The sequence below is a fragment of the Pseudomonas soli genome (genome assembly GCF_021283165.2).
In the GTDB taxonomy this organism is placed as follows: Bacteria; Pseudomonadota; Gammaproteobacteria; order Pseudomonadales; family Pseudomonadaceae; genus Aquipseudomonas; species Aquipseudomonas soli.
On record NZ_CP128543.1, the window covers coordinates 4185326 to 4199052 of the forward strand.

Consider the following 13727-nt stretch of genomic DNA (forward strand, 5'->3'; position numbering starts at 1 on the left):
GGTCAAGTCGCGGCGGTGCGCCGATGCGACTTGACCCGCGATCATGGCGTCACTCAATGGGCGAAGATCGAGCCGCCCTCCTTGCCCGCCAATTTCTCTGGCTTGATCAGGAACCGCGCCAGCGCCGGCAGCAGCCACAGGGCGCCGAACATGTTCCACAGCAGCATGAAGGTCAGCATCAGGCCCATGTCGGCCTGGAACTTGATCGCCGAGAAGATCCAGGTGCACACGCCGATGGCCAGGCACAGGCCGGTGAACAGTACCGCCTTGCCGGTGGAGCGCAGGGTCTCGTAGTAGGCCTCCTGCAATGGCAGGCCGGCGCGCAGGAAGCTCTCCAGGCGGCTGTAGATGTAGATGCCGTAGTCCACGCCGATGCCCACGCCCAGCGCCACCACCGGCAGCGTGGCGACCTTCACGCCAATGCCCATGAAGGCCATCAGCGCGTTGCCCAGTACCGAGGTCAGCACCAGCGGCAGGACAATGCACAGGGTCGCGGCGAACGAGCGGAAGGTGATCATGCACATCACCGCCACGCAGATGTACACGAGGATCAGGATGGTCAGCTCGGCCGACTTGATCACTTCGTTGGTGGCCGCCTCGATGCCGGCATTACCCGCCGCCAGGAGGAACTGCAGGCCTTCCTTGCTGTGGCTGTCGGCGAAAGCCTTGGCCGCTGCGGTGACCCGCTCCAGGGTCTCGGCCTTGTGGTCGTTGAGGAACACCAGCACTGGCGCCAGCGAACAGTCGGCGTTGTACAGGCCGTCGGCACGGGCGATGGAGTTGTTGAGGATATCCGGGTTGCGCGACAGGGTTTCCCATTTCAGGCTGCCCTCGTTCATGCCCTTGATGACCTGCTTGGACACGGTCACCAGGGAGATGGTCGACTGCACCCCGGGGGTGTTGTCCATGGTCCACATCAGCTCGTCGATCGGCGCCATGGTCGAGTGGATCGAGCAGCTCTCGGCCGGGGTCTTGACCATGATCACCAGCACATCGGAACTGGTCGAGTAATTGCTGATGATGAAGCTGTTGTCCTGATTGTAGCGCGAGTCCGGGCGCAGCTCCGGCGCGCCCTGGTCGAGGTCGCCGATCTTCAGGTTCTGGCTGTACCAGAGGCCGCCACCGAAGGCCAGCAGCGCCAGCACCACCGATACCGGCGCCACCTTGGGGCTGGCGAAGTTGGACAGCAGGCGCCAGAACGGATGCTCGCGGGTCGCGTCCTTCTTGCTGCGGGCGATGGCCTTCTGGCTGATGCCGACATAGCTGATCGCCACCGGCAGCAGGATCAGGTTGGTGAACACGATCACCGCCACGCCGATCGAGGCGCCGATGGCCAGCTCGCGGATTACGCCGATGTCGATGATCAGCAGGGTGATGAAGCCCACGGCGTCGGCGAGGATGGCGATCATCCCCGGCAGGAACAGCTGGCGGAAGGTGCGCCGGGCCGCGGTCAGGGCGTTGTCGGCGTCACTGGATTGCAGGGCGATGCCGTTGATCTTCTGCACCCCGTGGGAAATGCCGATGGCAAAGATCAGGAACGGCACCAGCATCGAGTACGGGTCCAGGCCGAAGCCCACCGCATGCATCAGCCCCAACTGCCAGACCACCGCTACCAGGGTGGTGATGAGCACGGCGATGGTGCTGCGAATGCACCAGGTGAACCAGTACAGCAGCGCCCAGGTGATCACCAGCGCCACGCCGAAGAACATCGCGACCATCACCAGGCCGTCGATCAGGTCACCGACCTTCTTGGCGAAACCGACGATGTGAATCTTCACGTTCGGGTTCTGCGCCTGGAACTTGTCGCGAATCTTCTCTTCCAGCTGGTGGGAGAACTGCTGGTAGTCGAGCTTGACCTGGCGCCCCGGATCCTGCGGGTCGGGATGGTTCTCCAGCAGCGGGATATCGATGATGCTGGACTTGAAGTTGTTGGCCACCAGGCGCCCCACCTGGCCCGACTTGAGCACGTTGTCGCGCAGGGTGTCGAGGCTGTCCTGGGAGCCATTGTAGGTATTGGGGATCACTTCGCCGCCGGAGAAGCCCTCTTCGGTGACCTCGCTCCAGCGCACGCTCGGGCTCCACAGCGATTTCAGCCCGGCGCGGTCGACACCGGGGATGTAGAACACCTCGTCATGGATCTGGCGCAGGGTCTCCATGTAGTCCTTGTCGAAGATGTCACCATTGACAGCCTCCACCGAGACGCGGACGGTGTTGCCGAGGTTGGCCAGGTCGTTGCGGTGCTCCATCATCTGCTCGATGAACGGATGCTGCAGCGGGATCATCTTCTCGAAGCTGGTGGACGGGCGGATCTGCGTGGCCTGCCAGAACAGGAACACGCTCACCAGCAGGCAGATGCCGATGACCACGGGGCGGTTGTTGAAGATCAGGCGTTCCAGCAGGGTGGCCTTGTCCTTGTGCTGCATGTCGAAGCTCTCCCGGCTGGTCATGGACGCGCCTCCTGGGTACCGTCGGCCGAGGCCAGGTGCACGCCCCCTTGCCCGACCAGCAACAGGCCGCCACCGCCCAGGCCGCTGACACCCGACAGGGCGATACGGTCGGCGCGGTTGCGCACGCTGAAGGTCTGCCCGTCATCATGGCTGCGCAGCACGCTGCCGCCATTGCCGACCAGCACCAGGCTGCCGTCCTCGAGAAGCGTAGCGCTTGCCAGGCCGAATTCGAGCGGGCCGCGTTCGGCCTTGAGTTCGATCGGCTGCCAGCTGTCGCCGAAATCGGTGGAGCGGAACAGGTTGCCTCGCAGGCCGTAGGCCAACAGGGTGTTGGGCTGGGCGGTGCCGATCACACCGAACAGCGAACCCTCGTAGGGGCCTTGCACCGTCGTCCAGCTCTGGCCAGCATCGCTGGAGCGGAACATGCTGCCCTGCTCGCCGACGATGAACAGGCCGGCGTCCTTCACTTGGGTGATGGCGTTGAGGTGGAGCTGGTCGGGGTTGTCCAGGCGCTCGGCGACGTCCTGCCAGTGCTGGCCGCCATCGGTGCTCTCCAGCAGCGCGCCATAGGCGCCGACGGCAAAGCCATGTTGAGCATCGATGAAACGCACGTCGAGCAAGGGCGCTTCGCGGGACAGGTCTTCGAACTGCTTGCTCCAGGTCGCGCCGCCGTCGTTGCTGGCGAGGATCTGAGCATCATGGCCGACCGCCCAGCCGCGCTTGTCGTCGAGGAAGAACACTGCGGTGAGCAGTTGCCGGGTGGGCACCCGGGCCTGGGTCCAGGTCTTGCCCTGGTCGTCGGAGAACAGGATATGGCCGCGATCGCCGACCACCACCAGGCGCTGGCCTGCGTGGGTGGCGCCGATCAACAGGCTCTGGCTGGCCTTGGCCGACTCCACCGAGTATTCCTCGGCGGCCACCGCCGCCTCGGCATTGCCGGCGCCGATGCCCAGCACCAGTGCCAGCATCGCGCCTGCCGCCAGCCTGCGGCGTGGCGTTATCCGCTCTCTCATGACTGCCCCCTGTTGTGTTCTTGTGGTGGGTCAATCTATTGCCAGGCACTGCCGAAACCCCTGGTCCAGAGGCCTGGAATAGCTTCTGACCATCGTATCGGGCTTGTCCGACAGAAAACAACGAGCGGGACGTTATGTTTTGTTAACCATAGAAAATGACTGGGGCCGCAAAGCGGCCCCAAACTTCGCCCGACTTACGCCAGGCTCTTGCTCACCACCTCGTACACATCGCTGGACAGCGCCCCGGACGCGAGGATCCGCTCCAGCTCGCCCTTCATCAGCGCCTGACGCTGGTCGTCATACTTGCGCCAGCGGGTCAGCGGGGCGAGTTGACGCGAGGCGATTTGCGGGTTCAGCGCATTGAGCTCGATCACCAGGTCCGCCAGGAAGCGATACCCCGAACCGTCAGCGGCGTGGAAGTTGACCAGGTTCTGCCCGGCGAAACCACCGATCAGCGCACGCACCTTGTTCGGGTTCTTCAGGGTGAAGGCCGGGTGCTGCATCAATGCCTTGACCCGCGCCAGGCCGCCCGGCAGGGTGCTGGCCGCCTGCACGCTGAACCACTGGTCCATTACCAGCGGGTTGTCCTTGAAGTGCTCGGCGAAGGCTTCCAGGGCCTTGGCGCGCTCGGCCCCGAACGGCGAGTTGACCAGCACCGCCAGGGCGGTGAGACGCTCGGTCATGTTGTCGCAGTGCTCGTACTGCTCCAGGGTCGCCTCGAGCACCTGCGGCTTGCCGCTGAGCATCAGGTACGACAGCGCGATGTTCTGCAGGCTACGACGGGCAAAGTGCTCGGCCGAGGCCACGTAGGCGGTCTTGCGCGAGACCTCGCGGTTGGCCTGGTAACGCGCCCACAGCGCATCGAACAGCTGCTCGGCGATCTGCCGGCGGGCGAACTCACGGGCGGCGTGGATGGCATCCACGTCGGCCACCTGGCTGATCTCGGTGAGGTAGGCCTCGCCCGGCAGCGAGAGCATCTCGGCGACCATGGCCGGGTCCAACGACTCATTGCCAACCACAGTGCCCAGTGCAGTGATCAGGCGCTGGTCGAGGGCCAGTGCTTCGCCACGCTGGTGCTGGCCGATCAGCTCCTGGAGCACCTGCACGGCCAACTGCTGCCCTGCTTCCCAGCGGTTGAAGCCGTCGCTGTCGTGTTGCATGAGGAACATCAACTGGTCGCGGTCGTAGGGGAAGCTCAGCTTGACCGGTGCGCTGAAGCCGCGCAGCAGCGACGGCAGCGGCTGACTGGCAATACCTTCGAAGGTGAAGGTCTGCTCGGCTTCGATCACCGACAGGACGCGGCTGGTGCCAGTGGCGGCGCTTTCGCCGGCCAGGCGCAACGGCAGGTCGTTGCCTTGGGCATCCAGCAGGCCCAGCGCCACCGGGATCACGAACGGCAGTTTCTCAACCTGCCCCGGTGTCGGCGGGCAGCTCTGGCGGAAGGTCAGGCTGTAGCGCTGCGCGGCAGCGTCATAGGCCTCGCTGACCTCCAGGCGCGGGGTGCCGGCCTGGGTGTACCAGCGCTTGAACTGGGCCAGGTCGACGCCGTTGGCGTCTTCCATGGCCTTGATGAAGTCGTCGGTGGTAACGGCCTGGCCATCATGGCGCTCGAAGTACAGGTCGCTACCCTTGCGGAAGCCCTCGGCCCCCAGCAGGGTGTGGACCATGCCGACCACCTCGGCGCCCTTCTCGTACACCGTCAGGGTGTAGAAGTTGGAGATCTCGATGAAGCTGTCCGGGCGGATCGGGTGGGCCATGGGGCCGGCGTCTTCGGCGAACTGATGGGTACGCAGATAGGCGACGTCCTCGATGCGCTTGACCGTGCGCGAGTTCATGTCGGCGCTGAACTCGGCATCGCGGAACACCGTGAAGCCTTCCTTGAGCGACAGCTGGAACCAGTCGCGGCAGGTCACGCGGTTGCCCGACCAGTTGTGGAAGTACTCGTGGGCCACCACGCCCTCGACCCGCTGGTGGGCGGCGTCGGTGGCGGTCTCGGCGCGGGCCAGCACGCAGCTGGAGTTGAAGATGTTCAGGCCCTTGTTTTCCATGGCGCCCATATTGAAGTCGTTGACCGCGACGATCATGAAGATGTCCAGGTCGTACTCACGGCCATAGACTTCCTCGTCCCAGCGCATGGACTTCTTCAGGCTGACCATGGCGTGGTCGCACTTGTCGAGGTTTTCTTCCTCGACATAGATACGCAGGGTCACGTCGCGGCCGGACTGGCGGGTGAACTCGCTCTCGACGCACCACAGGTCACCGGCTACCAGGGCAAACAGGTAGGCCGGCTTCTTGAACGGGTCTTCCCAGGTCGCCCAGTGGCGGTCGTCTTCGGCCGGCCCGCTGCCGATCGGGTTGCCGTTGGACAGCAGCACCGGGTAGCGATGCTGCTCGGCGATCACCGTGGTGGTGAAGACGCTCATCACATCCGGGCGGTCGAGGTAGTAGGTGATCTTGCGGAAGCCCTCGGCCTCGCACTGGGTGCAGAACATCTTGCCGGACTTGTACAGGCCTTCCAGCGCGGTGTTGTTCTCCGGGTGGATCTTCACGCTGGTATCCAGGGTGAAGCGTTCGGCCTTGGGATGCACGGTGAGGCTGTCGTCATCGAGCTGGTAGTCGCCGGCAGCAAGCGCCTGGTCGTCCAGCTGCACGCTCAGCAGCTCCAGGTGCTGGCCATCGAGCACCAGCGGCGGCAGGCCGGCGCCGCGCTCGGGGTTGCGGCGCATGACCAGCTGCGCATGGACCAGGCTGTGGTCCTCGAACAGTTCGAAGGTCAGGTGGGTCTCATCGATCAGGTACTCGGGGGCCTGATAGTCCTTGAGGTAGATCACTTGCGGTTGTTCGGTACGCATGGTGACGATCCTTTTACTGGAGCACGGCCAGCTGGTAGGCCGTGTACTTGCGAATATTGATCACGCCGGTGTCGAAGATCAGGTACTGGCCCTTGATGCCCAGCAGCGTGCCTTCCACGACGGGATCCTTGTCGAGGTTGAAGCTGACGATCTTTTTCGGGTAGGCCCCGACCGGGTAGCGCATCTGCACCACTTCGGCGTCGGGCAGCGGCTGGATGGCCTGCAGGCCGAAGCGCTCCTGCAAGGCGCGGATGCCGTCGGCGCAGGCGTCGAAGATCTGCTCGCGGATGGCCGGCAGGTCGAGTACCTCGGCGTCGCCCTTGAGCAGCGCGCGCCAGTTGGTGCGGTCCGGCACCTGGCTGCGCAGCACGTCTTCGACCAGCCCGGATTGCTGGCGGGTGGCCACGCGCATGATCGGCAGCGCCTGGCTGGCGCCCTGGTCGAGCCAACGGGTGGGCAACTGGGTGGCGCGGGTGATGCCGACCTTGATGCCCGACGAGTTGGCCAGGTACACCACGTGATCGGTCATGCAGAACTGCTCACCCCACGACGGCTCGCGGCAGGTGCCGGCGTCGTAGTGGCAGCGTTCCGGGGCCATGATGCACACGTCGCACTGGGCCAGCTTGGTCATGCACGGGTAGCAGTAGCCCTGGCTGAAGCTGGTCTTGGTGCGTTTGCCGCAATGGCTGCAGTGGATCGCGCCGAGGTACTCGAGGCGGATCGACTGGCCGATCAGCGGATTGACCGGCACCTCGGTGTCATCCAGGCGGAAACTGTATTGAACGACCGGTGCGTCCAGGCGCACCGCCATCTTGCTCAGAGAGCCACGAGCGAGTTCGATCAATGTACCGAGTCCGATTTGAACAGAATGTTGGCGATCGGCGCCGACTTCGAGGCGCACTCCTGCGGGCCCATGTAGCCGGTACGCTGCTCTTCGGGGAGGTTCTTGATTTCCCAGGCGATCACCGCCTGCAGCGACAGTTCTTTCTGTTCGGCGGTCAGTTTGCGGCCATCGGACCATTTGCCGATTTCAACCGCTGTCTTCAGGCTCTCGTAGATCTCGGGGGTGATGTTTTCGATCATTTGCGCGAATGTGGACATGCTGTCTCCTCAGTCAGGCCGTCAGTTTACGCCTCGCCAGCGCGCCACCCAAGAGCCCCGTCAGGCATCCGATGAGCAACCCACCGACATGTGCGGCGTTGGCGATCTGGCCAAAGCCGAGCTGGCCGACCACGCCACTCAGGCAGATCACCAGCCAGATCAGCATCATCACCAGCACGCCCTTGGGCAGGTTGAACTGCGGGTTCGGCGCCAGCCACTGGTACAGCCAGACATGCCCGAGCAAGCCGTAGAGCACGCCGGACAGCCCGCCGAACAGGCTCGGCCCGCTGGTGAAATGCTGGGCCAGGTTGGATACCAGGCTGAACAACAGCGTCAGCCCCAGCAACATCCACGGGCCCTGGCGCAGCTCAATGCGCTTGCCCAGCTCCCAATACCACAGGCCGTTCATGGCCAGGTGCAGCACGCCGAAGTGCAGCAGCATCGGTGACACCAGGCGCCACCACTGGCCTTCGGCGAGGCCCTGGAGCAAGGGGGTGAAGTACAGGTAGTCGCCCTGCACCTTGAACGACAGGAAGGTGAACCAGCCGATGGTCGAGAGGTTGTCACCCAGGCCGGTCACCCCGGCGACCACCAGGCTCAGGATCAGTACGGCGGCGGTGACCTTGCAGGCCATGGCCTGCTCCTTCAGCGAAGGCGCCGCCGGGGCGGTCGGCATGCCAGCGTCCACAGGTTCGGGTATCGCTTCTAGGTCGGCATTGCCCTCAGGGAAGCGCCGATAGAGTTCCAGTACGTCGTGGGCCATGGCCGGCGGCGCCCACAGCACCTGCTCCTCGCCCTCCTCCACCACCCGGTGCGGCACCTGCAGACGGCGCAGCAGGACGACGAAACCGCTGAGATCGACCGCCAGCGGCAGGCGCAGCACTTCGATCACATTCATTGGCTAGCCTGCGGGCGGTCGACATCGACCCAGACGAACTTGTGCGGATCGATGCGGGTCTCGTCGTCCAGGCGGTAGGCCGCGAGCTTGCCATAGAGCACGGCGCTGTAGTCCAGGCAGGCCAGGTTGTCGCGGATCGGCGCCGGCCGGCCACTGCGCCAGTAATGGCCGACGAACAGCAACGGTTCGTCCTCGGCATAGCGCAGCAGGGCGTTCTTCTGGCTGTGGCTGAGCGGCGTGCGGGCCACTTCATCGGGCAGTGCGTCGGGCTGGAAGACGATGTCGCCGTAGGTCTGCGGGTCCTCCTCCCAGAACTTGGTGCGGAAGAAGGCGCGGGTCAAACCGTCGCCACCGGTCAAGGTCAGGCCGTCCGGCAGGCGCATGTCAGTGCCGCGCAGCAGGCGGTTGCACACCGTCGAGGCGAAGCTGCCGGACACTGCCGAAGCCTGCACGAAGTGCTCGTCGATGCAGCCCGTGGGGTACTGCAGGCGCAACGGCTCGATCAGCCGCGGGTCCCAGCAGGCATGCACCAGACGGAAGCGACCGGCGTCGATGAACAGCGGCAGCTGGTAGAACCACTGGATGAAATCGTGCCAGTCGCCGGGGTGCTGGGCGAACTGGGTGAGGGTCTCGTCGATCAGCCGGGCATGGCGTGGGGTGTGCTCGCGCACGAAGGCCTTGCCACTGCCCGGCAACGCCGGGGTGACCCAGCCCAGGGCGTTGTACTCATGGTTGCCCATGATGCAGAACGCCTGGCCGGCCTCGACCATGTCATGAACGATGTGCAGCGCCTCGCGGATGCGCGGGCCGCGGTCGACGATGTCGCCCAGGAACAACGCCTGGCGCCGCGGGTGCCGCCAGACCCCGCCGATGCGCTTGTAGCCGAGGGCGTCGAGCAAGCGTTCGAGGGTGAGCGCGCAACCGTGCACGTCACCGATGATGTCGAAACTGCGCGCCGGATCGAGCATCAGTCGTCCCTGCCGCCCAGGCGGCTGCCCCAGCCGAGCTTGGTGCGGCAGACCTCGTAGTAGTTATGATCCAGCGGATGGATCAGGCGCAGTTTCTGCGGCTTTTTGCTCACCGTGATGGTATCGCCCGGAGCGCAGGTGAAGTGGTTCTGGCCGTCGCAGGAGACCTGCGGGTAGATCTGCAGGTCCTTCGACACGACGATCTTCAGCTCGCTGTTGCCGTCGACCACGATCGGCCGGCCGGACAAGGTATGCGGGTACATCGGCACGATGACGATAGCGTCCAGCTTGGGGTGCATGATCGGGCCACCGGCGGACAGCGCGTAGGCGGTGGAGCCGGTCGGAGTGGCGACGATCAGGCCGTCGGCCTTCTGGCTGCAGACGAACTGGCCGTCGATGTAGATCTCGAACTCGATCATCCGCGTCGACTTGCCCGGGTGCAGCACCACGTCGTTGAGCGCATCGCCCTGGCCGATGGCCTCATGGTGACGGCGCACCTCGGCCTGCAGCAGGAACCGGTTCTCCACCAGGTAATGACCGTCGAGTACCTCGGCAACCTTCTCCTCCAGCTCGTCGGGGCGGATATCGGTGAGAAAGCCCAGGTTGCCACGGTTGATTCCCAGCACCGGGATATTGTGCCTGGCTAGAGCGCGGGCGGCGCCAAGCAGGCTGCCGTCGCCGCCGACGACGATGACCAGGTCGCAAACTTCGCCCAACAATTTGCGTGTCGAGGTCTGCAGGCCATGACCGGGCAGGACTTCGGCGATAGTGTCCTCGAGAATCACGTGCAGGTGGCGCTCGAGGAGGAATTTTTTCAGTCGGCGAATGGTGTCAAGCACCTGGGAGCTGCCAAGGCGGCCGATGATACCGATATTGCGAAATTGCTCCATGGTGCTCCTGCGAGGCTCTGCGGCGGGGTGACAATGCCGGGATTATGGGCGAAAGGACCGGCCAGCAGCAAACCGGCTATGCTGGCAGGATGATGCCCTTCGCCGAACTTGAGCACCTGCCCCGCCAACTGCATCACCCCGCCGTGCGCGATCTGGCCTGGGCGCTGCTGTCCCCCCCACTGCTGGCGCAGGCCGGCTGCCCTCAGCGCCATCCGCTGAAGGGTAGCGCCTGGGCCACTGATCCACAGCACTTGGACCACTGGCTCGCGGTGCTCGATCGAGCGCCTGCGCCGCTGTCGAGCTGGCTGGAACGCCTGAACAGTCGGCGGCTGGGCATGTACTACGAAAGCCTATGGCAGTTCGCCCTGCACCAGGCACCGGGCGTCGAGCTACTGGCGGCCAATCTGGCAATTCGCAATGGCGGACGTACATTGGGCGAGTTGGACATACTGCTGCGCGACTACGAAGGCGATCATCATCTGGAGCTGGCCATCAAGCTCTACCTTGGTCCGCCTTCTGGCGATGGCCAAGACCCAGCGCGCTGGCTCGGCCCCGGCTGCCACGACCGCCTCGGGACCAAGCTGGCACACCTGGCTGGGCACCAACTGACCATCTCCGGCCAGCCCCATAGCCGCGCCGCACTGGCCGCGCTGGGAATCGCAGAAGTTGAAGCCCGGTTGTGGCTCGGCGGCTATCTGTTCTACCCCTGGCCTGGGTATGCCGAGGCACCCGCTGGCGCCCATCCGGCGCATTCACGCGGGCACTGGTTGCATCGGCGGGATTGGGCGGACTACCTCGAGCGCTGTCCTGCCGGACGCTGGCAGCCACTGCCCCGGCATGGGTGGCTGGCGCCGGCACGGGTCGAAGCAGGCAGTTGCTGGACAGTTGAGCAGTTTGATCGTTGGTTGCAAGAACTGGATCAGGTGGCCCCGGCACAATTGCTCGTCAGGCTTGAGGAGGATGCGCACGGCGCTTGGCAAGAAGCCGAGCGGGTGTTTCTGGTGGCAGACAAATGGCCACATCTTCCCCGGGCTGGTTGAGTAGAACATCCTGTAAGGGGCCATCTTGCCTATCCATATCAACACAATTTTTACACAGCACCCGTACGATGACAGCCAGGCGCCAACAAGAGCGCCCTCTCCGACCTGATGACGAGGACTCCCCATGGTTTCATCCACTCCCGCGACCCATTACGCGCGGCTGTCGATCGCCCTGCACTGGTTGATGCTGGTGCTGCTGGCCGCCGTCTACGCCTGCATTGAACTGCGCGGCCTGTTCCCCAAGGGCAGTGCCGAACGTGACTTGATGAAGGACCTGCACTTCATGCTCGGCCTGACAGTGTTCGTACTGGTGTGGCTACGTCTGGCCATGCGCCTGTCGCGCCCCACTCCGGCGATCGTGCCCAAGCCTCCGGCCTGGCAGACGGGTCTGTCGCACCTGGTGCATCTGCTGCTGTACCTGATGATGATCGGCCTGCCGCTGGCCGGTTGGGCAATACTCAGTGCCGCCGACAAGCCGATCCCGTTCTATGGCCTGGAGCTGCCAGCGATCGTCGCCCCCGACCCGGACCTGAGCAAGTTCATCAAGGGCTGGCATGAACGCATCGGCAGCTGGGGCTACTGGCTGATTGGCCTGCACGCGCTGGCCGGGCTCTATCACCACTATGTACGGCGCGACAACACGCTGTTGCGCATGCTGCCCTACAAGTAACCGCGTCGTCCCTGCAGGCCTCCGGTGTGCAGGAACACCAGGCGGGTGCCGGGGACAAAACGCCCGGCCTCGACCTGGTCACGCAGGGCCAGCAGGGCTTTGCCGGTATAGAGCGCCTCCAGCGGCATGCTGGTTTGCCGTTCGGTGTCGGCGATAAACGCCAGCAGTGCGTCATCGATACGGGCAAAGCCGCCACGGCTGGCGTCGTGCAACTGATAGCCGTGCGCACCCGCCAGCGCCGCGACGGTTTCCGGTACACCGTGGTCGAGGGGCACGGCCAGGGCGCCATGGACCACATGCCTGCCCGCCTCTTCCAGCACCATTCCGGCCAAGGTCGTGCCGGTGCCTGCCGCCAGCCACCAGGCGTCGTAGTCCGTCCAGCCGAGCGTTGCCAATTGCGCTCGGCATTGCGCGACGATCAAACCGCAGCCCTGCGCGCCAGCTTGGCCGCCACCGCCTTCAGGGATGCAGTGCCAACCCGGGTAGCGGGCCTGCCAGGGCTCCCAGAAGCCGGGTTCATGGCGATTGCGGTAGCCGCCGAAACCGAGCCAGTGCATCTCCATGCCCAGGGCTCGAAGGTCTTGTACCGTCGGTGTTTCCCGGGGGTGGCCACGCAATAGCCCGGCGGTAGCAAAGCCGAAGCGCTTGCCGGCGGTGGCCAAGGCGTGGAGATGGTTGGAATGGTTGCCACCCAGGCTGATCAGGCCCGGTGCATCGGCCTTGCGGGCCTGGAGCAGGTGATGACGCAGCTTGAACCATTTGTTGCCGCTGATCAGCGGGTCGATCAGGTCCAGGCGCAGGACCGCAGCTTCGATTCCCGCGTGGCGTAACCAAGATAGGTCGAGGCGTTGCAGGGGGGCTTGGGGGAGAGAAAAATCAGACATGAAGGCAGTTTATCTGATCACGCAGATGCATACGTGCTGCTCGTTGCCGTTGCCGTTGCCGTTGCCGTTGCCGTTGCCGTTGCCGTTGCCGTTGCCGTTGCCGTTGCCGTTGCCGTTGCCGATCAGGAGTCTAGCGCCATACCCAGCTAGCGACAGCTGCGTCAGCCCAGGCGCCGCCCGTAACTTCGCGACTTCAGGAGGCCGAACGCAGGTCTTGCGGAGGGAGGTGACGGGCATGGATGCCCGTCAAGCGCTGCGCCCCAGGATGGGGCGTTCAGCGCGGTCCTCCCGGGAGCAAGGCCGGAGTGAGGGAACCCGGAGCGAAGCGGAGGGCCGGATGAATGGAGCGCAGCGTTTTTTGGTTACTTTTGTCCGGCCGGCGCTCCGGGCGTTTGACAAAAAGTGACTCGCCGGGTGGCGAAAGGGTGAATATGCGTCATTATAGCAAATGAATGCGCTTATAACTGTGGAAACCCACGCCAATCGCATTTGACTTTGACTTTGACTTTGACTTTGACTTTGACTTTGACTTTGACTTACACAGTGTGTGTTTTGAAATTTATAAGCGCATTCATTTCCGACGGTGACGCATAATCACCTTTCCGCCCTTACGGCGGGTCCCTTTTTGAAGGATCAAAAAGGAACCAAAAAATCCTCGCTCCATTCATCCGGCCCCTACGCTTCGCTCCGGGGTCCCGGGAGGACCGCGCTGAACGCCCCATCCTGGGGCGCAGCGCTTGACGGGCATCCATGCCCGTCACCTCCCTCCGCAAGACCTACGTTCGGCCTCCTGAAGTCGCAATTTGTGTCGCCTGAACTATCGCGCACTTAGAAGCAAAAGCAGAGCAAGAGCAAGAGCAAGAGCAAGAGCAAGAGCAAGAGCAAGAACAAGAGCAAGATACATGGAGCATATGAACACTACTCGCAGTGCTTCTTCAATTACAGCTACTCGCTGACAAGCCAA

The 13727-nt window shown here is 64.1% G+C and carries 12 protein-coding genes; 2 read left to right on the forward strand and 10 right to left on the reverse strand.

Annotated features, from left to right (window positions below; all coding sequences use genetic code 11):
* Positions 1 to 53: 53 nt before the first annotated feature.
* The 8 genes from LU688_RS19330 to LU688_RS19365 all read right to left on the reverse strand — a co-directional run bounded on the left by LU688_RS19330 (position 54) and on the right by LU688_RS19365 (position 10169).
* Positions 54 to 2447 (reverse strand): efflux RND transporter permease subunit, encoded by a 2394-nt coding sequence (locus LU688_RS19330; RefSeq protein WP_094012586.1) that lies wholly within the window; start codon positions 2445 to 2447, stop codon positions 54 to 56.
* On the reverse strand, positions 2444 to 3460 hold the full coding sequence (locus tag LU688_RS19335) for a WD40/YVTN/BNR-like repeat-containing protein (protein ID WP_094012585.1): 1017 nt from the start codon (positions 3458 to 3460) through the stop codon (positions 2444 to 2446). The genes LU688_RS19330 and LU688_RS19335 overlap by 4 nt, the downstream gene beginning before the upstream one ends.
* Positions 3461 to 3654: 194 nt before the next feature.
* Positions 3655 to 6312 carry an aminopeptidase N gene (gene pepN / locus LU688_RS19340; protein ID WP_094012584.1) on the reverse strand — a complete coding sequence of 886 codons (2658 nt, stop codon included), beginning with the start codon at positions 6310 to 6312 and terminating at the stop codon, positions 3655 to 3657.
* 13 nt (positions 6313 to 6325) lie between these two features.
* On the reverse strand, positions 6326 to 7156 hold the full coding sequence (locus LU688_RS19345) for a DUF2797 domain-containing protein (protein ID WP_038706528.1): 831 nt from the start codon (positions 7154 to 7156) through the stop codon (positions 6326 to 6328).
* A complete protein-coding gene (locus tag LU688_RS19350; protein ID WP_023630887.1) occupies positions 7153 to 7413 on the reverse strand; it encodes a YeaC family protein in 261 nt (86 codons plus the stop codon). Before LU688_RS19350 ends, LU688_RS19345 begins: the two co-directional genes overlap by 4 nt.
* 13 nt (positions 7414 to 7426) lie before the next feature.
* Positions 7427 to 8311 (reverse strand): rhomboid family intramembrane serine protease, encoded by an 885-nt coding sequence (locus LU688_RS19355; protein WP_094012583.1) that lies wholly within the window; start codon positions 8309 to 8311, stop codon positions 7427 to 7429.
* Entirely contained in the window at positions 8308 to 9279 is a 972-nt protein-coding gene (locus tag LU688_RS19360; RefSeq protein WP_038706529.1) for a metallophosphoesterase, read from the reverse strand. The genes LU688_RS19355 and LU688_RS19360 overlap by 4 nt, the downstream gene beginning before the upstream one ends.
* Positions 9279 to 10169 carry an NAD(+) kinase gene (locus LU688_RS19365; protein ID WP_023632574.1) on the reverse strand — a complete coding sequence of 297 codons (891 nt, stop codon included), beginning with the start codon at positions 10167 to 10169 and terminating at the stop codon, positions 9279 to 9281. The genes LU688_RS19360 and LU688_RS19365 overlap by 1 nt, the downstream gene beginning before the upstream one ends.
* Before the next feature lie 44 nt (positions 10170 to 10213).
* Here LU688_RS19365 and LU688_RS19370 point away from each other — a divergent pair, with 44 nt between their 5' ends.
* Both LU688_RS19370 and LU688_RS19375 read left to right on the forward strand, forming a co-directional pair.
* Positions 10214 to 11209 (forward strand): DUF1853 family protein, encoded by a 996-nt coding sequence (locus tag LU688_RS19370; protein ID WP_094012582.1) that lies wholly within the window; start codon positions 10214 to 10216, stop codon positions 11207 to 11209.
* A 124-nt stretch (positions 11210 to 11333) separates the two neighbouring features.
* On the forward strand, positions 11334 to 11879 hold the full coding sequence (locus LU688_RS19375) for a cytochrome b (RefSeq protein ID WP_023631611.1): 546 nt from the start codon (positions 11334 to 11336) through the stop codon (positions 11877 to 11879).
* Here LU688_RS19375 and LU688_RS19380 read toward each other — a convergent pair.
* On the reverse strand, positions 11870 to 12763 hold the full coding sequence (locus tag LU688_RS19380; RefSeq protein ID WP_094012581.1) for a 1-aminocyclopropane-1-carboxylate deaminase/D-cysteine desulfhydrase: 894 nt from the start codon (positions 12761 to 12763) through the stop codon (positions 11870 to 11872). The genes LU688_RS19375 and LU688_RS19380 overlap by 10 nt on opposite strands.
* A gap of 9 nt (positions 12764 to 12772) precedes the next feature.
* Positions 12773 to 13000 carry a hypothetical protein gene (locus tag LU688_RS19385; RefSeq protein ID WP_289678221.1) on the reverse strand — a complete coding sequence of 76 codons (228 nt, stop codon included), beginning with the start codon at positions 12998 to 13000 and terminating at the stop codon, positions 12773 to 12775.
* Positions 13001 to 13727 lie beyond the last annotated feature (727 nt).

Excerpts from the sequence above, each read along its gene's own strand:
- pepN (WP_094012584.1), bottom strand. The coding sequence starts at position 6,312 with ATGCGTACCGAACAACCGCAAGTGATCTACCTCAAGGACTATCAGGCC.
- LU688_RS19370 (WP_094012582.1), top strand. The coding sequence starts at position 10,214 with ATGGGCGAAAGGACCGGCCAGCAGCAAACCGGCTATGCTGGCAGGATG.
- LU688_RS19355 (WP_094012583.1), bottom strand. The coding sequence starts at position 8,311 with ATGAATGTGATCGAAGTGCTGCGCCTGCCGCTGGCGGTCGATCTCAGC.
- LU688_RS19375 (WP_023631611.1), top strand. The coding sequence starts at position 11,334 with ATGGTTTCATCCACTCCCGCGACCCATTACGCGCGGCTGTCGATCGCC.
- LU688_RS19360 (WP_038706529.1), bottom strand. The coding sequence starts at position 9,279 with ATGCTCGATCCGGCGCGCAGTTTCGACATCATCGGTGACGTGCACGGT.
- LU688_RS19330 (WP_094012586.1), bottom strand. The coding sequence starts at position 2,447 with ATGACCAGCCGGGAGAGCTTCGACATGCAGCACAAGGACAAGGCCACC.
- LU688_RS19335 (WP_094012585.1), bottom strand. The coding sequence starts at position 3,460 with ATGAGAGAGCGGATAACGCCACGCCGCAGGCTGGCGGCAGGCGCGATG.
- LU688_RS19365 (WP_023632574.1), bottom strand. The coding sequence starts at position 10,169 with ATGGAGCAATTTCGCAATATCGGTATCATCGGCCGCCTTGGCAGCTCC.
- LU688_RS19350 (WP_023630887.1), bottom strand. The coding sequence starts at position 7,413 with ATGTCCACATTCGCGCAAATGATCGAAAACATCACCCCCGAGATCTAC.
- LU688_RS19385 (WP_289678221.1), bottom strand. The coding sequence starts at position 13,000 with ATGCCCGTCACCTCCCTCCGCAAGACCTGCGTTCGGCCTCCTGAAGTC.
- LU688_RS19380 (WP_094012581.1), bottom strand. The coding sequence starts at position 12,763 with ATGTCTGATTTTTCTCTCCCCCAAGCCCCCCTGCAACGCCTCGACCTA.